We start from the raw sequence: 18,931 nt of genomic DNA on the forward strand, positions 1-18,931 counted from the left end.
GGACCGCGATGTTCGAGAGGTGGGGGCGGACGACGGTCCGCCGACGGTGGTGGGTGATCGGCCTGGCCGCGGCCTTCCTGGCGTTCGGCGGCATCTGGGGCACGCGGGTCTTCGGCTCCCTGACCACCGGCGGGTTCGACGACCCGGCGGGCCAGAGCTCGCGCGCGGCCGCACGTGCCGAGGCGACGCTGGGCCGGACCGGCAACGACGCGGTGGTCCTGTACACCAGCCCCGGCACGACAGTTGACGACCCGGCGTTCCGGCGAGCCGTCACCCGGACGCTCCAGGCGTTGCCCCACGACGTGGTGACCAGGACCGTCACCTACTGGACCACCGGCAGCCCGGCCCTGGTCAGCCACGACCGGCACGCCACCTACGCGGTGCTGACCCTGGCCGGCGACGACGAGGCGCGGCGCGGCGACCGGTTGGACCAGATCGAGGACGACCTGGCCGCGCCCGGCCTGCGGACCCAGGTCGGCGGCACCACCACCGTCGACCGCGACATCCGTGAGCGGGTCGCGGCGGACATCGCCTTCGCCGAGACGATCTCCATACCGGTGCTGCTCGTGCTCCTGGTCGTCGTCTTCGGCAGCGTGGCCGCGGCGAGCCTGCCGCTCGCGATCGGCGCTCTGGCCATCCTCGGAGCGTTCACCGCGCTGCGCGTGACGACCTACCTGACCGACGTCTCGGTCTTCTCGGTCAACGTGGTGACGATTCTCGGGCTGGGCCTGGCGATCGACTACGGGCTGTTCATGGTCGGCCGGTTCCGGGAGGAGATCGCCCGCGGGCTCGATGTCGAGGACGCCGTAGCCCGCACCATGGCCACCGCCGGTCGCACGGTCGCGGTCTCCGGCGTCACCGTCGCCGTCTCGCTGGCCGGGCTGCTGATCTTCCCGATGTCCTTCCTCCGCTCGATGGGCCTCGGCGGTCTGTCCGCGGTCGTGGTGGCGATGGCGGCGGCACTGACCGTGCTGCCCGCCCTGCTCGCCGTCCTCGGCCCCCGGGTCGAGGCGCTCTCGGTACGGCGGCTGTTCCGCCGCCCGCCGCCGGCCCGCCCGCACGACGAGGTCGCGCACGGGTTCTGGTACCGCCTCGCGCACAGCATCATGCGCCGCCCGGTCGTCTACGCGACCGGGGTGCTCGCGGTCCTGCTGCTGGCCGCCGCGCCCTTCCTGCGCGTCGAGTTCGGCGGTATCGACCCGAGGGTGCTGCCGACGGGCACCGAGAGCCGCGTGGTCTCGGAAACCCTGGACCGGGACTTCGTCCGGAACGGGCAGGCACCGGTCGAGGCGATCGTGACCGCGTCGGACCGCGCCGGTCTGGAGCGCTACGTCGACACCGTCCGGACGGTCGACGGCGTGTCCGGAGCCGAGGTGACGGGCCGGTCGGAGGACGTCGCCCGAGTCACGATCATGTACGACGGCGACCCCATATCGCCCCGGGCGCGGGAACTCGTGAGCCGGATCCGGGCCGTACCGGCACCACCGGGCGGCGAGGTGCTGGTGGGCGGCCAGACCGCGCAGCTCGCCGACCAACTCGACGCCGTGGGGCACCTGTTGCCCTGGATGGCGCTGATCATCGGCGGCGCCGGCTTTGTCCTGCTGTTCCTCGCCTTCGGCTCCGTCGTGCTGCCGGTCAAGGCGATCGTGATGAACGTCCTGTCGCTCGGCGCCTCGTTCGGCGCACTGGTCCTGATCTTCCAGGACGGCCATCTGTCCGGCCTGCTGCACTTCACCTCCACCGGGACACTGGAGGCGACCCAGCCGATCCTCGTCCTCGCGGTCGTGTTCGGGCTGTCGATGGACTACGAGGTCTTCCTCATGTCCCGGATCCGCGAGGAGTACGACCGGACCGGTGACAACACCGCGGCGGTCGCGGTCGGCCTGCAGCGCAGCGGCCGGATCATCACCAGCGCCGCGCTGCTCATCCTGGTCGTGATCGGCCTGTTCTCCGTCTCCGGAATCACGTTCATCAAGCTGATCGGGGTGGCGATGCTCATCGCCGTCCTGGTGGACGCGACGATCGTCCGGGCGCTGCTGGTACCGGCCACCATGCGCCTGCTCGGAAACGCGAACTGGTGGGCCCCGGCACCTCTGCGGCGCTTCTACGCCCGCCACGGCCTCCGCGAAGGCGACGACGACCCGCCCTCCACTTCCGGTCTCCGTCCCGCACCGGCCCGTACGCCGTCCGACTGACCCTCCTGCCGAGGCACCCTCCTACCGAGGACGAGACGATGCATCAGCACGCATACGACAGCCAGTGCGCCGCCGAGGAGAAGCGGCACACCATCGCGAAGTCGCCCATCAGACATCCCAGACTGACCTTGTTCGCCCTGGCGTTGGGCACCTTCGCGATCGGCGCCGGCGAGTTCGGCAGCAACGGCATCATCCAGCTGTTCGCGGCCGATCTGGACGTGTCGGTTCCGGTCGCGACCTACGCGATCACCGCGTACGCCCTCGGCGTGATCATCGGCTCTCCGGCGATCACCCTGCTCGCCGCCCGGGTCAACCGGCGCACCCTGCTGCTCGGCCTGATCGGACTGTTCCTGGTCGGCAACGCGCTCTCCGCCCTGGCACCGGACATCACCCTGTTCGTCGTCTTCCGGTTCGTCACGGGCAGCGTGCAGGGCGCGTTCTTCGGCGCCGGGGCCGTCGTCGCCGCGTACGTGTACGGGCCGGGCAGGGGCGGCAAGGCGTTCGCCACCGTGATGGGCGGACTCACCGTCGCCACCATCGCCGGGTCACCGCTCGGCACCTTCATCGGCCAGCACGCCGGATGGCGGGCCATGTACGGGACCGTGGTCGCCGTAGGCCTGCTCGCCGGAGCCGCCCTGCTGGCCTGGCTGCCGCGCACCGACGACCTGCGCGGCAGCTCCCTCACCGGCGAACTGGGCGCCCTCCGGCGGCGGGGCGTCTGGCTGATGGTCACCGTCGCGGCGCTCGGCATCTCCAGCATCTTCGCCGTGTACACGTTCATCGGCCCGTTCGTCACCGACGCGGCGCTGCGGGACCCCTCGTTCATCCCGATCGCGCTCGCCGTCTTCGGCCTCGGCATGGCGGTCGGCAACCACGTCGGCGGACGTGTCGCCGACCGGTACGAGAACCGCGGTCTGATCGCGGGCTACGGCGGTGCGCTCGCGTTCCTGGTACTGATCGGCGTGGCGGGCGACAACCTGGTGATTCTGCTGCCCTGCCTCTTCGGCGTCGGCGCGACCATGATGTTCGCCATCCCCACCATCCAGGTCCGGTTGACCGGCTTCGCACCGGACGCCCCGACCCTGATGGGAACGCTCAATCTGGCCGCCCTCAACCTGGCCAACTGCCTCGGCGCGATCGGTGGCGCGGTCGCCCTCGACGCCGGCTGGGGAACCCTGTCCACCGTATGGGCCGGCTTCGTCCTCACCACCACGGGTCTGCTCCTGTACCTCATGACCGTCGCCCGGGTGAAGCCGGCGCCCGTCCCGGTCCGTGCCTGAAACAGCCCGACTCGGAGGAATCACGTGAACGACGGCGCGGCACAGCGCGGGCCGGTCCTGGACGACGAACAGTTCCGCAGGCTGGCCGAGTACGGCGAGGCGGAGCAAACCGAGCCCGGCCGGGACCTGTACACCTCCGGCGACGACACCTACGACTTCTTCCTGCTCCGGTCGGCGGCCGTGGACATCGTCCGGGACGCGACGGCGATCGAGCCAGAGCGGTTGATCTACCGGGGCGGCCCCGGAGACTTCCTCGGCGAGCTCAACCTGCTGACCGGTCAGCACGTCTACCTGACCGCCCGGGTGGTGTCCGCCGGGACGGTCGTCCGGATCCGGGCGGCGATGTTGCGCCGGGCCCTCGCCGAGCAGGTCGACATCGCCGACACACTGATCGAGGCGTTCAGGGAACGGCGCGACGTGATCCGCGACGCGGCAGACAACGCCCTGGAGCTCCTCGGCCGACCGTCCGCCGCGGAGACACTGGAACTACGCACCTACGCGACGCAGATGCTCCTGCCGCATTCCTGGCTCGACGCGGCCTCGCACCCCGGACGCGCGCTGATGAGCCTGGCGGGGCTCGGCGAGGACGACCTCCCGGCCGCGCTGGTCAACGGATCGCTGTTGCGGCGTGCGACGCCCGGCACTCTCGCCGAGGTGCTCGGCCTCACCTATCGAGCCGACGGGCGGCCGGTCGATCTCGTCGTGGTGGGCGCCGGCCCGGCGGGTCTGGCCGCCGCCGTGTACGGGGCGTCCGAGGGTCTCGTCACCGTACTGCTGGATCGCGCAGGGCTCGGCGGCCAGGCCGCCAAGAGCGCCCGCATCGAGAACTACCTGGGCTTCCCACACGGAGTCAGCGGCGAACACCTGACCCGTCTGGCGATGGTCCAGGCGCTCAAGTTCGGCGTGCGGATCCACGCGCCCTGCGCCGTGGCCGGCCTGGACCTCTCCGAGGAGCGCCGGCCGGCCGTCCTGCTGGAGGACGGCACACGCATCCGGTGCCGGGCGGTGATCGCCGCGACCGGCGCCCACTACCGCCACCTCGACCTGCCGCAATGGACGACCTTCGAGAAGTCCGGTTGCGTCCGGTACGCCGCGACCGAGCTGGACGTCCGAGGTTATGAGGACCAGCCGGTGACGGTCGTCGGCGGCGCCAACTCGGCCGGGCAGGCGGCCCTGTCCCTCGCCGCCCGCGGCGCGACGGTGGACCTGATCGTCCGCGGCGCCGACCTCGGAGCCCGGATGTCGTCCTACCTCACCGACCGGATCCGAGCACATACCCGGATCCAGGTGCACACCGGCAGCACGATCCGCGAACTGGACGGCGCCGACACCCTCGCGTCGATCGTGGCCGAGGGACCCGACGGGCGACGGGACCGGCTCGCTTCCCGCGCCCTGTTCTGCTTCATCGGCGCCGACCCGGCGTCGGACTGGCTGGACGGCGTGGCCAAGGACCCCAACGGCTTCGTCCTCACGGACAGCCGGTTCGGTGCGGCGGCCCTGCCGTTCCAGACCAGCGCACCCCGGGTCTTCGCCGTCGGCGACCTCCGCGCGGGCTCGACGAAACGGGTGGCCACCGCCGTCGGCGACGGCGCCGGCGCGGTCTCCTCCGTCCACGAGGCACTCGCCGACGACGGACACGTCCCTTCACTGCAAGGCCAGGGTGACGGCGGGCGAACCCGCGTTGTCGGTGGCGGCTGCGAGTCTGGACCGCATGAACGGCGATGAGCAGTTGCTGAACGGCCGTGTGTACGGCGCGGACCACGACGACGCCAACCCCGGACCGCTTCCGGACCGGACCTATGCGGAACTGGTCGGCGGACCGCTGGACGGCCTGCTGTTGGACATCCACGGCCGGCCGGCCGAGGAAGTCGACGACGGTGTGGCCCTGGCCACAGAGCTGTCGCGGTGGCCCGGAGGCCGCGCCCTGTACGACCCGCGCCCGGGTGAAACGCGCACGCCCGGCCCAGGTGTGATCTGCCGCCTCCACTACTCCGGCGACACGCCCTGACCGCCGCCCCGACCACAGCGGACCGGCTCCCCCTCCGGAGGCTGTACCGCGCCCGGCCCCAGAATCCCGCCGCTCACTAGGATTCCACCATGATCGCGGACGGTGAATCGATGCGCGGCGGCCTGTCGACGGTGCGCCGTGAGGGCGAGACCATCCTCAGGCCCTGGCGCGTGTGGACCCCCGCAGTGCGAGAACTGCTGCGCCACCTGGAGCAGGTGGGATTCGCCGGCGCGCCGCGCGCCCTGGGCGACGGTCCCGTGGACGGCCACGAGGTGGTGTCGCTGCTGCGGGGCGAAGTCGGGCTGTACCCGTGGCCGCGGGCGCTCCTCGCGGACGAGGGCGTCACCGCGCTCGGGCGGTGGCTGCGGGACTATCACGAGGCCGTACGCGACTTCCGCCCCTCCTCGCGGGCCGTCTGGTGCGACCCGGAGGCCCGCTGGCGTCCCGGGCTGATCATGCGCCACGGTGACCTGACGAGCTGGAACTCGGTCTGGGCGGACGACCGCCTGGTGGGCGTCATCGACTGGGACCTGGCCATCCCCGGCGAGGCGCTGGACGACCTCGCGCAACTCGCCTGGTACAGCGTGCCCTTGCGGCTTCCGGACCGTCAGCGCAGGGTCGGCTACGACGCGGGCGGCGCCCCCTTGGCACGACGGCTGCGGCTGCTCTGCCACGCCTACGGTGCGGATCCAGGCGACGTACTGGACGCGCTTGCGCGGTTGCAACGCGACGAGACCGAGCGGATAGCGCGCCTGGGCCCGCTCGGCGAGGATCCCTGGGCGGCATTTCAACGACAGAACTTCATCCCTGACATCGAGGAGGAGCGCGCGTGGGCGCTGGCCCGGCGCGAGGCACTCCTCGGCCACGACTGACACGACCTAACCGGCCTCCAGCGCATGGCAAATCCCTGACCCTCAGCATTTGCCCGAACGCCGGAAGTTTCGGGAACGGTTACGGCTGGAGGCGGCCTGGCGGTTCTGGCACGGCGAGACGAACACGGTCATCTCGACCTCGATCGCCCCTCCACGGCGGGACGGCGTTGGCGCTGAGGCGGGCGCTGTCGGACAGGGCGTGCAGGGCGAGTTCGTTCACGGAGACGCCGCCGCTGGACGTGCGCCGGATGACGGTGTTCACCGCCCGCCGGTCGTACCCGAAGACGTACAGACCGAGCGGCTTGCCCTTGGCGTCGACGACGATCGTCAGCGGCAGCCGACGGGTCGCGTCGGGGTCGAAGGCGGCGAGGCCGGACCGGTTCCGGTAGTGGGGCGGCGGCGAGGCGGACCGTGGCGACCGGCGGCGGGGCAGGTCGCGGCCTGCCCCGCCGCCGGTGGTGACGGCTGGCCGGGGGAGTGGGCGGTCGTCGGACGGGCGCGCTACACCGAGATCGACTTGTGCTCGACGTACTGGGAGAGGCCGACCGTGCCGAACTCCCGGCCGATGCCGCTGGCCTTGTATCCGCCGAAGGGCGCGTCGAAGCCGATGGGGGCGCCGTTGACGAGGAAGGTTCCGGTACGGACACGGCGGGCCACGGCGAGGCCGCGCTCGGTGTCCGTGGTCCATACGCCGCCGCCGAGCCCGTAGGGAGAGTCGTTGGCGATCCGCACGGCGTCGTCCTCGTCCTCGTACGGGATGACGACGAGCACCGGGCCGAAGATCTCCTCCCGGGCGATGCGCATCGAGTTGTCGACGTCGGCGAAGACGGTGGGCCTGACGTAGTTGCCCTGTTCCAGGCCCTCGGGGGCACCGAGGCCGCCCACGACGAGCCGGGCGCCGTCGTCCAGCCCTGACCGGATGTAGGACTCCACCCGCTCCTTCTGGGCGGCGGTGACCAGCGGGCCGACCCGGTGCCGGGGATCGGCCGGGTCGCCGACCGTGACCTGCTCGGCGGCAGCGGCGACCGCGGCGACGAAGTCCTCGTAGCGGCTCCGGGGGACCAGCAGGCGGGTGTGGGCGACGCAGGACTGCCCGCTGTTGGCGAACGCCAGCAGCGGGGCGGCCCCGGCGACGGTGTCCAGGTCGGCGTCGTCCAGGACGATGGAGGCCGACTTGCCGCCGAGTTCGAGACTGACCCGCTTCAGGTGCTCGCCGGCGATGGCGGCGATCCGGCGGCCGGCACGGGTGGAGCCGGTGAAGGCGATCTTGTCGATACCGGGGTGGGACACCAGGTACTCACTGGTCTCCCGGCCTGCCGGGAGGATGCTGACGACTCCGTCGGGGAAGCCGGCCTCGGTGAACAGCTCACCCAGCAGCAGACCGTCCAGAGGCGTCTCCGGGGCCACCTTCAGAATCACGGTGCAGCCCGCGAGGAGCGCCGGGATCACCTTGACCAGCGCGGACTGGTGGGGAGCGTTCCAGGGGATCACCGCCGCGACGACACCGACCGGCTCACGCCGGACCAGGGACCGGGCACCCGACGGGCTGGTCACCTCCTCCTCCCAGCCGAAACTCTCCGAGGACCTCAGATAGGCGGCCGTCTGTTCGGTGAGCGAGGTCTGCAGCGACTGGGTGAACCAGGCCGGGGAGCCGTTCTCCGAGGTGACCAGAGCGGCGATCTCCTGGGCGCGGGCGGCGTGCAGCTCGTTGAACCGGGCCACCAGCGCGCGGCGTCGCTCGGGCGGAAGGGCCGGCCAGGGGCTGTGGTCGAATGCCCGCCGGGCCGAGGCGACGGCCGCGTCGACATCGACGGGAGCCGCCTGCGCCGCCCGGCCGACCAGTGAGTGGTCGTGCGGGGAGCGGACCTCGATCCGCTCGTCGAGGGAGGGGGCGACCCAGTGGCCGCCGATGTACAGCTTCTCGTAATTGATCATGATGCCTTCTGTTGCGCTAGGAATGTAAGTGGTTACCTACATCTCGACCGTACGACTGTGGGGCCGACTATGCAAGTGGGCACCTACTTACTTATGCTGGGCCTATGGCACGCAACGCAGACGAGACCCGGCGCAAGATCCTGGAGGCCGCCACCGAGGAGTTCGCCCAGTACGGCATCGCCGGTGCCCGGGTCGATCGCATCACCCGGACCGCGGGCGTCAACAACGCCCTGCTGTACCGCTACTTCGGCAGCAAGACGGAGCTGTTCGACACGGTGTACAGCCGCCTCGTCACCGAGATCGTCGACGCGGTCCCGATGGAGCCGACGGACCTGCCGGGCTACGCCGGGCGACTGTACGACTACTACGAGGCGCACCCTGACGTGGTGCGCCTCGCGGCCTGGCGGCAGCTGGAGCGCCCCGAGCACACCCTCCCCCAGGTCGTCTACGACGCCCAGAGGGAGAAGGCCGAGAGCATCGCCCAGGCGCAGAAGGACGGCGCCGTCCCCGACAGCCTGCCCGCCGGGGAACTGCGTGACCTCATGATCCTGCTCTCCCTCAGCAACACCCCGCTGATGCCCGTCATGGGGTCCGACGTCGACCGCGAGCGGCGCCGGGCGACGATCGTCGCCGTCGCCACCGCGATCCTGCGCACCTGACCCCAGCCTCGCCTCTCCGCACGGAGCCCCTCATGAACGTCGTCATCTTCGGCGCGTCCGGCATGGTCGGACACGGCGTCCTGCGCGCCTGTCTGCTGGACAGCGAGGTCGCTCGCGTCCTGGTCGTGAACCGCCGCCCGCTCGGCATCACCCATCCCAAGCTGCACGAGATCATCCACCAGGACTTCGCCGACCTCTCCGCCATCAGCGACCGGCTCACGGACGTGGACGCCTGCTTCTATCCCCTCGGTGTGTCGTCCGCCGGCCTCGGCGAGGCGGAGTACACCCGCGTCACCCACGACTTCACCCTCGCCGCCGCGCATGCCCTCCTGGTGCACAACCCGGACCTGACCTTCGTCTATGTCTCCGGCGAGGGCACGGACAGCACCGAGCGGGGCCGGTCCATGTGGGCCCGCGTCAAGGGCCGCACGGAGAACGCCCTGTTGGCCCTGCCGATGACCGCGTTCATGTTCCGCCCCGGCTACATCCAGCCACGGCACGGCGCCGTCTCCAGAACCACCGTCTACCGCCTCACCTACGCCCTCACCGCCTGGCTGTATCCCGTGCTGCACCGCATCGCCCCGAAGCACACCACGACCACCGAACACATCGGCCGCGCCATGCTCGCCGTCACCCGTCACCCCGTGGAGCACCGCATTCTGTTCAGCCCGGACATCAACCGCCTGGGCGCCTGAGACCGGGCCTGACAGCGGTCAGGCCCGGCGCCGCCCGGTGAACGCGGTGCCCCCGTTCCCCTCGTCGCCGTGCGGCACGTGCGATTCCGGCGGCTCCGCCGGCCGTCGTACCAGCCGCTCGCACGGGCGTTCCGGCTCGTCGCGGTCAAGAGGGCGGCCGTTCCCCCGAGTTCAGGGGCTGGTCGGCGAAGGGGGCGAAGGCCGCAGGTGGGTGGTCGATTCGCAGCATGGGCCGCCAGGCGGTGAGGATCTGCGCGCTGCACACGAACAATCCGTTGGGCAGGGCATCGAGGGGCCACCAGCGCCAGCTGCCGACGCTTTCGCCGTCCTGGTCGGCGGGCTCGCCGTGCCAGCGGGTGACGACGGCGCCGACCGTCATCCGGACCACCTCGCCCACGCTGTCCAACAGCGTCCCCACAAGCCGCACATCGGCGGGATCGGCGATCAGCCCGGTCTCCTCCGCGAGTTCGCGTACGACCGCCTGCTGGAGCGCTTCGCCGGGCTCGACGCTGCCGCCCGGCAGCTCCCAGGTGCCGAGTCGGTGACGGCCCAGCAGCACACCACCCGGACCGCCCAGGACGGCGCCGACCCCGAGGGCGGCGTGTGCCCGCGGCGGTCGGCCGGTGCGCGGACGGGAGCTGATCCGGTGGGGCCTGCGGACCTCGAAGAGCCGGTAGGAGGCGTGGTTGTCCGCCTCGGGTGCGTCCAGGGCCGTGACCGTCTCCACCTCCAGCCCGTACTCGACGAGGAGGTCCTCCCACAGCCCGGAACTGAGGACCCACATCTGCACCGTCACGTCCTCGCCTCCGGCCAGGCGCAAGGTCTCCGGCCGCGCGGTCACAGAAGTGGCCGGCCCGTCGCCGAGGGAATTGGTGTGCAGGACGGTGAAGACGAGGCGGCCCCCGGGTCTGAGGGCGGTGGCCAGGGCGGGCAGGAGGCGGTACGGGTCGATGTAGGGGAGGGCGTGGACGGAGTAGATCACGTCGTACGGCGCGCACGTCCGCAGGTGCGCGACGGCGTCCGCGACGGCCAACGTGAGACCGGGCTGCCGGTGGTAGCGGGCCCGGGCGCGCTCGATCTGCGGGGCTGAGGCGTCGACGGCGTCCACCTGTGCTCCCCGGTCGCGGGCGAGGTGGGCGGCGTGCCGGGCGGTGCCGCAGCCGAGATCGAGCACCCGCTTGCCGAGGAGATCGCCCAGTGGCTCATCGCCCGGTCCGGTGCCGCCCGGACCCCACTCGACGTGGTCCGCCTCGGCCGGTTGGGTGCCCCGCTGGAGGTGATGGGTGCCGTACGCCCTCCACGCGTTGGCGTTGGCCTTCTCCGGGGTGTCCGTCATGCCGTGTCTCCGCTTTCGGTCGGCCCAGCTGAAGGGCGAGGCGGGCATCGGGGGCCGGCGGAGCCCTTCTCCCGCCGACCCGTGAGAAGGGTCTCCTCCACGTCCGTCCTCTTCAGTCCTCAAAGAAGAAAGTCGGCTGTGAGCTGCCGTCCAGGGCAGACTGAGTTCGTCGAGCCGGCCACTCAGCGAGCGGCCGACTGGCCTGACCTGGTACGGCTGGGTTGATGTCAGCGACGTGCGGTCCGGTTGTCCTGTCCGCTGACGCGTGTATCAACCTTCGAGCACCGGCTGGCGGGGATGTCGGCGGAGGGCGGACGCATGATCGGTGACCGGTGGGGTGTGAGCGACGCCGAGATCGCGCGCCCCTATCCGTGCGACGACTTCGTCACCTCACCCGCGCTGCAGGCATGGCGCGGCGTGGGTGTCGAGGTGCCTGCCGAAACGCTGTGGCCGTGGATCACGCAAGTGAGGCTTGCGCCGTACGCGTACGACTGGATCGACAACCTCGGCCGCCGCTCGCCTCGCGAACTGGCCGGACTTCCCGAGCCTGAAGTGGGAGAGCGGTTCACCGCTGTCGGCGGGCGCCGGCTGGGCCGGATCGTGTCGGTCGAACCCGGACAGCAGCTGACGGGCACCATCATGGGTGCCCTCCTCTCCTACGTCCTCGTGCCCCAGGATCCCGACAGGACGCGCCTGCTGCTGAAGGTCGTCATGCAGACCGGCCGTTGGACGGCCATTGGCCTGTCGGTCGGCGATCTGATCATGGCCCGACGGCAGTTGCTGAACCTGAAGCGGCTCGCCGAGCGCCATGGGCATTGAGCCGTGGGCGCGGGTCGAGGGGCTGGGCCGAGATGGGCTCGAAGCGCTTGAGCCGTGTGTTCTGGCGCCGGCGGAAGCAGGGGTTCGCCCTGCGGGTCAGCAGTCGTCGTCCGGCCGTCGACCAGGTGTGGGCGCGAGCCGGAACACCGGCCAGCCGATCTCGGTACGCCAGGCCGCCGGATCCGGGTCGTCGCGCGGGCCGACGAGATACGTCTCGTGCACCGGACCATCGACCGCCAGGGCGTGGTCGACCACCCAGGCGCCGAGCCGGCCGTAGGTGACGTCGATGTCGTCATGCGGTCCGGGATGGACGACCACGGCGAGTTCGCCGGCCGGGAGATCCACCGGTCGCACCCGGCCTAGGGTCGGCGGGTCGGCCACAGGCCGGTAGACCAGCGCCGTTCCCCGGCCGCGGGTGAACAGCTCGTTGGCGTAGCACCCGCCCGGCGGCCCCCATGCCGGCAGACCGGCGACCGCGGCGTCGAGTTCGGTCATCGCCCCGTCGAACCAGGAGAGCACCTCCTCGTGGCCGACCAGGTCCTCGACTCCGGCGACCGTTCTGGCCGCCACCGGGCGGAGCTCGACCCGCAGGCCGGCGTCGTCGGGGCGCAGCAGGTTGCGCAGGGAGGTCACAGCGGCTCGGGTGCGGTCCAGCTCTGCCTCCAGCCGTCGAAGGTGTTCACCGACCAGGTCCGCGCGCTCCACGGCGTCCTCGGTGGCGAGGATCTTGGCCACGTCGGCCAGCGGCACGTCCAGTTCCCGCAGCCGGTGGATGACCTGCGCGGTGGGGATCTGGTCGCTGGTGTAGCAGCGGTAGCCGTTGACGGGGTCCACCGAGGCGGGCTCCAGCAGCCCGGACTCGTGGTACCGGCGCAGCGTCCGCACGCTCAGGTGCGTCAACTGCGAGAACTCGCCGATCGTCAATCCGCAGGACATGCCCCCAGTGTGCATCCGCCGGCCTCGACCTGCTTGACCCTCTCCCTGGGGGAGCCCCCATCGTGATCGCCATGAGCCACCTGCTGGGCGTCCACGGGCGCGGTCACCACGGCGCCGCCGCACCCGCCCCCGGGCGGGCTTCGCCGACGACCCCGTCCAGGAGACGCTCGACTACTACCGACCGATGCCCGGACCCGTCCGTATGGCCACCGCCGACGGGAACGGATACCGGTCCGGATTCCCCTACCGCAGCGTTCGCGCCGTCAGCGCCACGCCGTCACTCATGTAAGGCACCCCATGACCGACAGCACTGTCCGTATCGACATCACCGATCTGCCCGCGGCCGTCCAGCAGTTCGTGACCGCGCTCGACACCCGGGACACCACCGCGGCGGCCCGGATCCTGACCCCGCAGGCGAGCGTGACCGATGAGGGCCGCACCCACACAGGCATCCCCTCGATCACCGACTGGATCGCCAACGCCGCTTCCGAGTTCACCTACACCACCACGCCGGTGGCCGCCATGCGCACCGGCACCCACCGGTTCACCCTCATCCAGCACCTGGAAGGCGACTTCCCCGGCGGCAGCGTCGACCTCGACTACCGCTTCACCCTTGAGGGCGCACTGATCAGCGGCCTGGTCATCGCCCCCTGACGCACTGCTGCCTCGCACACTCCAAGGAGGGACTCCATGAAGACATGGTTCATCACCGGCGGTACCGGCGGTTTCGGCAGGGCCTATGCCGACGTCGCGCTGGAACAGGGTGACAACGTCGTACTGACCGCTCGCCGGCCCGGGCAGCTCAAGGAATGGGCCGACCTGCACGGCGCGGAGGCGCGTGAGCGGATCCTGCTGCTGGAGCTGGACACCACGGACCCCCAGCAGGTCCGGGACACGGTCCGGGCCGCGGAGGCGCACTTCGGCGGGATCGATGTGCTGGTCAACAATGCCGGCCGCGGTTGGTACGGATCGGTGGAGGGCTCCCCGGAGACGGACGTACGCCGTTCCTTCGAGCTGAACTTCTTCTCCGTCGTCGACCTCGTCCGCGCGGCGCTTCCCGGCATGCGGGAGCGGCGCAGCGGATGGATCGTCAACATGTCCTCGGTCGCCGGGATCGCGAGCGTGCCCGGTTTCGGCTTCTACAGTGCCGCCAAATTCGCGGTGGAGGGCATGACAGACGCGCTGCGCACCGAGGTGGAGCCGTTCGGGATCCGGGTCCTCGCCGTGGAGCCGGGGGCCTTCCGCACCCGGGCCTATGCCGGCTTCGCCGAGGAGCCGGTGACCGAGACCGTGGAGGCCTACCGGGCGTTCGTGGAGACGGTGCGGGCGGCCATGGTCCGTCAGGACGGCCGTCAGCCCGGCGATCCCCACCGCGGCGTCGAGACCGTGGTCGACGCCATGCGGCAGGACTCCCCGCCCCGCCGCATCGTCCTGGGCAACGGCGGCTACGACGCCGTCCACGACCAACTGCGCGGCGCCCTAGCCGAGTTGCGCGCCCAGGAGACCGCCTCCCGCGCCGCGGACTTCCCTGACCCCGCGCTCTCGCCAGGTGGTCGCGATCGTGCTGGATCCTGAGGGTCTTGGTGGTGTGTCGGTGTGGGTGGGTAGGGTCCGGAGATGGGGAACATCGAGGTCGTTCCGGAGAAAGTGGCCTGGGTTCTGGTGCGTGACGGGCGGGTGCTGGTGACGCGCAACCGCGGTGTCGATGTCTTCTACTTCCCGGGCGGGAAACGGGAGCCGGGTGAGTCCGATGCCGAGACCTTGGCGCGTGAGATCGACGAGGAGCTCCAGTCCCGGATCGATACGACGACGATGGAGCACGTCGGTACCTTCGAAACCCAAAGGGACTCCGACGGGCGCACCGAGTTCCGGATGATCTGTTACACCGCCGCGTACTCCGGTCCGCTGGTTGCCTCAAGGGAGATCGCCGAGTCGGACTGGTTCGGCTACGGCGATCGTGCGCGGGTCTCGGCAGTGGACCAGATGGTGTTCGACGTGCTGCACACATCTGGCCGACTGCCCTGAAGGACAGGCCCACGTGCAAGGCACCGTGAGCCTCGGATCCCGCCCGCCTCACCACCCGCACAACCGGCACGGAGACCGCCGCCCTCGAACCGCGTCATCATCATCGGGTGCGCGCTGAGGCGAGGTTGAGCGGCTGCGCAGGTGAGAGCGCGCAGCGCATTCGTGGCGGGGCGCTCCGCGAGGTGATGCCGTTCATCGCGCCGCACCGAAACACCCCCCTGGAACCCGCTGCCGCTGATCCTGGCGGTGGTGGCCACCGAGGCCCTGCCGCTGTCTGGTTCGGGATCCTGGCCGCCTCTTCCGTCCCGGTCGCCGACGCAGCCGGGCCGCCTGGTCTGTGGACCGCCCTGGCGTGTGCGAACCTGCGCCAGGCCGTCACCAAATTGAGGTCTTTCCTTCGCCGCACCACCCGGATCGGTGCGTCCGTTCCATCGACAGAGCCGAGCGCGAATGCGCCGTTGTACCTGGAACGGGGGCAGAACGCGGAGGGTGCCCGCGGGTGCCTCTCCCTATCTCCGTAAGGCGCCGTTCCTGATCACGCGGAGGGGGAGAGCTGTTCGCGCACCCATCCGGGATCGGGGTTGGTGTGGGGCTGGCCGGCCACGACGACGGTCGGCACGGTCTCGTTGCCGTCGTTGACCGCTCTCACCGCTGCGGCCCCTGCGGGGTCGCGCCAGATGTTGACCCAGTGCAGTTGGCGGGCGCTGCGGCCGAGCCGGATGCGCAGTCGCATGCAGTACGTGCAGCCCGGCCGCCAGAAGACGACCGGTCGGCCGTCGACCGCGCTGCGGCGTTGTGCCTCCTGCGCACTGATCGACCTCGGGAAGATCAGGGGTGAGGTCGCGCCGGCGAGCGCCAGGAACACCAGCAGGAGTGCTGCGGCCATGCCGGGGCTCCCCTTGAGGGTCTGCCCAGCCGCGACGACTGAGCCGCTGAGCACAAGCAGCATCGGCAAGGTCCAAGCACGCATCATGGTGATGCAGGCTACCGACGAGTCGAAAAGCTCCTCGAACCAGGCCGCCCACCTGGGCGTGCGCCGGACAGGCGGGCGACCCGAGACCACCGCGGACATCACCGTGGACGGCACGGCGACCGGCGTCCTGATGGGCGGCAACCTCGACGCGATCCGCACGGAGATCGGAGCCGGCCTGCCCAGCCTGCGGGGCGCGATCCTCTTCCTCGAACACCAGCGAGGAACCGGGCTGGGCGAGGTCGACCGCGCACTGGCCCAGCTCACCCGCTCCGGGGCAGTCGACGGTCTGCACGGCGTCGCCCTCGGCCAGTTCCTCGGCTTCGAACGCGATGCCCACGACCCCACGCTGGGCGGATGGGGCATCCGCGACGTCCTGCGCGACCGGCTCGCCGGGCTCGGTGTGCCGGTCCTGGGCGGACTCCCCGCCGGGCACGGCACCAACCCCCCGACCATCCCGCTCGGTACCCAGGCGACGATCGACACGGCCACAGGAACGCTGACCGTCCTGCCGGCCGTCGTCTAAGGCCTGCCCGAAGCGCGGCTTGACCGAGACTCGGCGAACCCATGCGCTCATGGCACTATCCAGCCCAACTGACCAAGGTCTCGAAGCCTGAGCTGTCGCAGTAGGACACCGCACGGCCCTCAGCCCCGACGTCGCCGCCGACCGCGTCGACGGTGTCATCGAGGATGTGGGTGCCGCCGTGTTCCAGACCTGCCTGGTCAAGCCTCTTTGAGGCCGCGATCACCGCATGCCCCGCCGACTCGGTGTTGTCGAACTCGGGCGACCGGACACTCGGCCCGTCACCGGTATCGGCGTTCGCTCCGCTGGTTGCCGTGGCGTGTGCCGCGTCCTGCCAAGACCCCAACTTGGTGCAGTAATCCCGCTGCCACTCCTTGGCCTGCGCCGGATCGTGTGACGAACAACTACTCATCAGGGCAGCGGCGACGACAACGGCCGCTGCTCGCCCGACCGATCGCGTGACCCCACAGCTGTGCCGCATGGACATGCCCTCCCCGAAGCTGTCGGCACGCCACCGCCGTGGTGGCTCCGTTGGCGGCCCGGCTTTGGACGTGGTCGGGCGCTGTGCGAGCTTCGCCGATGTGACGTGATCCTGTCGAGGCGCTCGCGTCAGTTCGGCCCGTCGGCTCCGGTGCCGGATGTGGCCGGCCTCAGCCGTTCGGCGAGGAAGGCGATGATCTCGTCGCGGGCGCGTGTGGTCGGGTGGCCCTGCTCGTCGACGAGATGGGCCGTGGTGACGCTGTGGGCGCAGCCGACGACGTCGCGGAAGAAGGGCGGCGGGTTCGTGTTCGCCGCTTCGTCCGCGAGCACGCGGCCGTCGAACGCGTCGCCGAGCAGGGCCCGGTAGGCCGCGAACCGCCGGCCGGTGCACCACCTGTCGTTCTCGAAGCGGTAGGCGAGCACCTTGAGGCCGTCGCGGTGGACGCGCTCGGCGACGCGGGCGGCGTCATCGGCTCCGATCTCCAGGCCCGCCGGGTCGTCGAGGGGGAGTGAGGGGTGGTTGACGACGGGGGCGATGACGGCGGGTTCGAGCGTCATGGTCAGGGCGAAGTTGCCGGTGAAGCAGAGCCCGACCGCACCGACGCCCGGCCCGCCGCACTCCGCGTGCGCCACCCGTGCGAGCCCGCGCAGCCACGCCACGACGGGGCTGGTGCCACCGCCGGCGAACGCACGGAACTCGGCGCTGACACAGGCCCGCCGGACGACGGCCTGGCCCGCCTCGGCGGTCGGGTAGGCGCCGTCGACGCCGAACAGGGAGGGCAGATACACGCGGAAGCCGGCCTCGCGCAGCCAGCGCGCCAGCCGTGCGACGTCAGGGCTGATCCCCGGCATCTCGGGCAGCAGGACGACGGCCGGCCCCGACCCGGTGACGTACACGGTCCTGCCGACCGCATCGATGTCGACCACGCGGTGCGAGAAGTCCTCCAGAGAATCGTCCAGGGAGTCGTCGTGTCGCGGGTGGGTGCTTGTCATGAGCGGCAGCGTGGCAGGAGACTGCCTCCCTCAGAAACGGCGGCATCGCCAGATACTGCGGCGAAATCGCCACCCGCTCGTGCCGGGGGGACGCATGGATTCACTGCGACTGGGAGTGCTGGCCTACCCCGGGTGTTTCGGCTCGGAGGTGTTCGGAGTCCCGGACCTGCTGGTGATGGCCCGTCATGTCGCCGCCGCGCAGGGGCTGGCACAGCCCTCGTGCGAAGTGTTCGTGGTCTCACCCAGGCGGCGGGTGATCATGTCCGGTGGTCCGACGGTCGGCGTCTCGGCCATGCGCCCGGTGGACGTGCTGGTGGTGCCGGGCTTCGAGCTCACGCCCGCGCTCGATCTCGACGCGGCACTGGCGGACCTGCGGCCCGAGGTGGCGGCGATCCGCGCCCAGACCGCCTCCGGTGCCGCCGTCGTGTCGATCTGCGTCGGCGCCTTCCTCGTGGCCGAGGCCGGCCTGCTCGACGGGCGTGAGGCGACGACCGCCTGGTTGTTCGCGGATCGCCTCGCCCGCCGGTACCCCGACGTGAAGGTATGCCCCGAGCGCCTCGTCGTCACCGACCGCGGGGTGACCACCACGGCCGCCTTCAGCGCCATGTACGACTTCGCGCTCCAGCTCATCCGCGCCCAGGACGGCCCGGGCGTCGCCCGCTCCACCGCCCGTGTGGCGCTCGTCGACGACACCCGTACCAGCCAGACCCCGTACGTCGACCCGGCGCTGCTGCCCGTCGCCGGCCGCGAGTTCTCCCGCGGTGTGAAGCGGTGGCTCGACCGGAATCTGGGCTCCCGCTATGACCTCTCCGCCCTCGCCGCGGCGTTCCACGTGAGCACGCGGACGTTGCTCCGCCGCTTCGGCGAGGAGGCGGGCCAGAGCCCCCTCGCGTACCTGCAGTCCGCCCGGGTCCGCCGGGCCCGGCATCTGCTGGAGACGACCGACAGGACGGTCGCCCACATCGCGGCCGACCTCGGCTACGCCGACGCGAGCACGTTCAGCGCCGTCTTCGTCCGGCACACGGGCCGGCGACCACGGGACTACCGCGCCATGTTCCGCCGCCCGCCCGCAGAGCCGGTCGGTGACCCCGGGTGAAAGGTGCCCGGTCGGTTCGGCCGCCGGCGTCCGCCGACCCGGCCGCGGACGGCCGCCCGTCCGTCCGTCGTGTTCGCGACCCGTGCCCGGTCCAAGGCCTTGCCCGGCC

The 18,931-nt window shown here is 71.2% G+C and carries 19 protein-coding genes; 13 read left to right on the top strand and 6 right to left on the bottom strand.

Annotated elements, in window-relative coordinates; all coding sequences use genetic code 11:
- The first annotated feature begins 8 nt into the window (after positions 1-8).
- The 5 genes from ACIPSJ_RS24775 to ACIPSJ_RS24795 all read left to right on the top strand — a co-directional run bounded on the left by ACIPSJ_RS24775 (position 9) and on the right by ACIPSJ_RS24795 (position 6,355).
- Positions 9-2,195 carry an MMPL family transporter gene (locus tag ACIPSJ_RS24775; RefSeq protein WP_401348932.1) on the top strand — a complete coding sequence of 729 codons (2,187 nt, stop codon included), beginning with the start codon at positions 9-11 and terminating at the stop codon, positions 2,193-2,195.
- Between the two features lie 38 nt (positions 2,196-2,233).
- Positions 2,234-3,475, top strand: a complete 1,242-nt coding sequence (locus tag ACIPSJ_RS24780; protein WP_401348934.1) for an MFS transporter — start codon at positions 2,234-2,236, stop codon at positions 3,473-3,475.
- 24 nt (positions 3,476-3,499) lie between these two features.
- Positions 3,500-5,200, top strand: a complete 1,701-nt coding sequence (locus ACIPSJ_RS24785; protein ID WP_401348935.1) for an FAD-dependent oxidoreductase — start codon at positions 3,500-3,502, stop codon at positions 5,198-5,200.
- Entirely contained in the window at positions 5,187-5,483 is a 297-nt protein-coding gene (locus ACIPSJ_RS24790) for a hypothetical protein (protein WP_359227254.1), read from the top strand. The genes ACIPSJ_RS24785 and ACIPSJ_RS24790 overlap by 14 nt, the downstream gene beginning before the upstream one ends.
- Positions 5,484-5,572: 89 nt before the next feature.
- Positions 5,573-6,355, top strand: a complete 783-nt coding sequence (locus tag ACIPSJ_RS24795; protein ID WP_401348937.1) for a phosphotransferase — start codon at positions 5,573-5,575, stop codon at positions 6,353-6,355.
- Between the two features lie 501 nt (positions 6,356-6,856).
- Here ACIPSJ_RS24795 and ACIPSJ_RS24800 read toward each other — a convergent pair.
- The gene (locus ACIPSJ_RS24800; RefSeq protein ID WP_401348939.1) at positions 6,857-8,290 is read right to left on the bottom strand and encodes an aldehyde dehydrogenase; all 1,434 of its coding nucleotides are present in this window, start codon (positions 8,288-8,290) and stop codon (positions 6,857-6,859) included.
- Between the two features lie 104 nt (positions 8,291-8,394).
- Between ACIPSJ_RS24800 and ACIPSJ_RS24805 the strand changes: the two genes are divergently transcribed.
- Entirely contained in the window at positions 8,395-8,949 is a 555-nt protein-coding gene (locus tag ACIPSJ_RS24805; RefSeq protein WP_401348941.1) for a TetR family transcriptional regulator, read from the top strand.
- A gap of 32 nt (positions 8,950-8,981) precedes the next feature.
- Positions 8,982-9,644 (top strand): epimerase, encoded by a 663-nt coding sequence (locus tag ACIPSJ_RS24810; RefSeq protein WP_401348944.1) that lies wholly within the window; start codon positions 8,982-8,984, stop codon positions 9,642-9,644.
- A gap of 145 nt (positions 9,645-9,789) precedes the next feature.
- On the opposite strand, the gene ACIPSJ_RS24815 is transcribed toward ACIPSJ_RS24810, so the two are convergent.
- Positions 9,790-10,980 (bottom strand): bifunctional class I SAM-dependent methyltransferase/NUDIX hydrolase, encoded by a 1,191-nt coding sequence (locus tag ACIPSJ_RS24815; protein WP_401348945.1) that lies wholly within the window; start codon positions 10,978-10,980, stop codon positions 9,790-9,792.
- Between the two features lie 318 nt (positions 10,981-11,298).
- On the opposite strand from ACIPSJ_RS24815, the gene ACIPSJ_RS24820 reads away from it, so the two are divergent.
- Positions 11,299-11,799, top strand: a complete 501-nt coding sequence (locus ACIPSJ_RS24820; protein ID WP_401348947.1) for a hypothetical protein — start codon at positions 11,299-11,301, stop codon at positions 11,797-11,799.
- A gap of 96 nt (positions 11,800-11,895) precedes the next feature.
- On the opposite strand, the gene ACIPSJ_RS24825 is transcribed toward ACIPSJ_RS24820, so the two are convergent.
- On the bottom strand, positions 11,896-12,735 hold the full coding sequence (locus ACIPSJ_RS24825) for a MerR family transcriptional regulator (protein WP_401348949.1): 840 nt from the start codon (positions 12,733-12,735) through the stop codon (positions 11,896-11,898).
- A gap of 297 nt (positions 12,736-13,032) precedes the next feature.
- On the opposite strand from ACIPSJ_RS24825, the gene ACIPSJ_RS24830 reads away from it, so the two are divergent.
- From ACIPSJ_RS24830 to ACIPSJ_RS24840, 3 genes are read left to right on the top strand one after another with little or no spacing between them, the layout of a single operon-like run.
- A complete protein-coding gene (locus tag ACIPSJ_RS24830; RefSeq protein WP_401348951.1) occupies positions 13,033-13,389 on the top strand; it encodes a nuclear transport factor 2 family protein in 357 nt (118 codons plus the stop codon).
- Positions 13,390-13,425: 36 nt separating this feature from the next.
- On the top strand, positions 13,426-14,310 hold the full coding sequence (locus ACIPSJ_RS24835; RefSeq protein WP_401348953.1) for an SDR family NAD(P)-dependent oxidoreductase: 885 nt from the start codon (positions 13,426-13,428) through the stop codon (positions 14,308-14,310).
- 42 nt (positions 14,311-14,352) lie between these two features.
- The gene (locus ACIPSJ_RS24840; RefSeq protein WP_401348955.1) at positions 14,353-14,760 is read left to right on the top strand and encodes an NUDIX domain-containing protein; all 408 of its coding nucleotides are present in this window, start codon (positions 14,353-14,355) and stop codon (positions 14,758-14,760) included.
- A 535-nt stretch (positions 14,761-15,295) separates the two neighbouring features.
- On the opposite strand, the gene ACIPSJ_RS24845 is transcribed toward ACIPSJ_RS24840, so the two are convergent.
- Positions 15,296-15,733 (bottom strand): glutaredoxin domain-containing protein, encoded by a 438-nt coding sequence (locus ACIPSJ_RS24845; RefSeq protein ID WP_401348956.1) that lies wholly within the window; start codon positions 15,731-15,733, stop codon positions 15,296-15,298.
- Between ACIPSJ_RS24845 and ACIPSJ_RS24850 the strand changes: the two genes are divergently transcribed.
- The gene (locus tag ACIPSJ_RS24850) at positions 15,732-16,256 is read left to right on the top strand and encodes a hypothetical protein (RefSeq protein ID WP_401348958.1); all 525 of its coding nucleotides are present in this window, start codon (positions 15,732-15,734) and stop codon (positions 16,254-16,256) included. The two genes, ACIPSJ_RS24845 and ACIPSJ_RS24850, sit on opposite strands and share 2 nt — an antisense overlap.
- A gap of 55 nt (positions 16,257-16,311) precedes the next feature.
- On the opposite strand, the gene ACIPSJ_RS24855 is transcribed toward ACIPSJ_RS24850, so the two are convergent.
- Together ACIPSJ_RS24855 and ACIPSJ_RS24860 are read right to left on the bottom strand one after the other, a co-directional pair.
- Positions 16,312-16,740, bottom strand: a complete 429-nt coding sequence (locus ACIPSJ_RS24855) for a hypothetical protein (RefSeq protein WP_401348960.1) — start codon at positions 16,738-16,740, stop codon at positions 16,312-16,314.
- 122 nt (positions 16,741-16,862) lie between these two features.
- Positions 16,863-17,726, bottom strand: coding sequence for a dienelactone hydrolase family protein (locus tag ACIPSJ_RS24860; RefSeq protein WP_401348962.1), 864 nt, complete (start codon positions 17,724-17,726; stop codon positions 16,863-16,865).
- A gap of 94 nt (positions 17,727-17,820) precedes the next feature.
- Here ACIPSJ_RS24860 and ACIPSJ_RS24865 point away from each other — a divergent pair, with 94 nt between their 5' ends.
- Positions 17,821-18,822 (top strand): GlxA family transcriptional regulator, encoded by a 1,002-nt coding sequence (locus ACIPSJ_RS24865; RefSeq protein WP_401348964.1) that lies wholly within the window; start codon positions 17,821-17,823, stop codon positions 18,820-18,822.
- Positions 18,823-18,931 lie beyond the last annotated feature (109 nt).

Source organism: Streptomyces sp. NPDC090088 (assembly GCF_044747345.1).
Lineage (GTDB): Bacteria > Actinomycetota > Actinomycetes > Streptomycetales > Streptomycetaceae > Streptomyces.

Coding starts and splice junctions, on each gene's coding strand:
- ACIPSJ_RS24775 (WP_401348932.1), top strand. CDS start 9: ATGTTCGAGAGGTGGGGGCGGACGACGGTCCGCCGACGGTGGTGGGTG.
- ACIPSJ_RS24780 (WP_401348934.1), top strand. CDS start 2,234: ATGCATCAGCACGCATACGACAGCCAGTGCGCCGCCGAGGAGAAGCGG.
- ACIPSJ_RS24790 (WP_359227254.1), top strand. CDS start 5,187: ATGAACGGCGATGAGCAGTTGCTGAACGGCCGTGTGTACGGCGCGGAC.
- ACIPSJ_RS24795 (WP_401348937.1), top strand. CDS start 5,573: ATGATCGCGGACGGTGAATCGATGCGCGGCGGCCTGTCGACGGTGCGC.
- ACIPSJ_RS24800 (WP_401348939.1), bottom strand. CDS start 8,290: ATGATCAATTACGAGAAGCTGTACATCGGCGGCCACTGGGTCGCCCCC.
- ACIPSJ_RS24805 (WP_401348941.1), top strand. CDS start 8,395: ATGGCACGCAACGCAGACGAGACCCGGCGCAAGATCCTGGAGGCCGCC.
- ACIPSJ_RS24810 (WP_401348944.1), top strand. CDS start 8,982: ATGAACGTCGTCATCTTCGGCGCGTCCGGCATGGTCGGACACGGCGTC.
- ACIPSJ_RS24815 (WP_401348945.1), bottom strand. CDS start 10,980: ATGACGGACACCCCGGAGAAGGCCAACGCCAACGCGTGGAGGGCGTAC.
- ACIPSJ_RS24820 (WP_401348947.1), top strand. CDS start 11,299: ATGATCGGTGACCGGTGGGGTGTGAGCGACGCCGAGATCGCGCGCCCC.
- ACIPSJ_RS24825 (WP_401348949.1), bottom strand. CDS start 12,735: ATGTCCTGCGGATTGACGATCGGCGAGTTCTCGCAGTTGACGCACCTG.
- ACIPSJ_RS24830 (WP_401348951.1), top strand. CDS start 13,033: ATGACCGACAGCACTGTCCGTATCGACATCACCGATCTGCCCGCGGCC.
- ACIPSJ_RS24835 (WP_401348953.1), top strand. CDS start 13,426: ATGAAGACATGGTTCATCACCGGCGGTACCGGCGGTTTCGGCAGGGCC.
- ACIPSJ_RS24840 (WP_401348955.1), top strand. CDS start 14,353: ATGGGGAACATCGAGGTCGTTCCGGAGAAAGTGGCCTGGGTTCTGGTG.
- ACIPSJ_RS24850 (WP_401348958.1), top strand. CDS start 15,732: ATGGTGATGCAGGCTACCGACGAGTCGAAAAGCTCCTCGAACCAGGCC.
- ACIPSJ_RS24845 (WP_401348956.1), bottom strand. CDS start 15,733: ATGATGCGTGCTTGGACCTTGCCGATGCTGCTTGTGCTCAGCGGCTCA.
- ACIPSJ_RS24855 (WP_401348960.1), bottom strand. CDS start 16,740: ATGTCCATGCGGCACAGCTGTGGGGTCACGCGATCGGTCGGGCGAGCA.
- ACIPSJ_RS24860 (WP_401348962.1), bottom strand. CDS start 17,726: ATGACAAGCACCCACCCGCGACACGACGACTCCCTGGACGATTCTCTG.
- ACIPSJ_RS24865 (WP_401348964.1), top strand. CDS start 17,821: ATGGATTCACTGCGACTGGGAGTGCTGGCCTACCCCGGGTGTTTCGGC.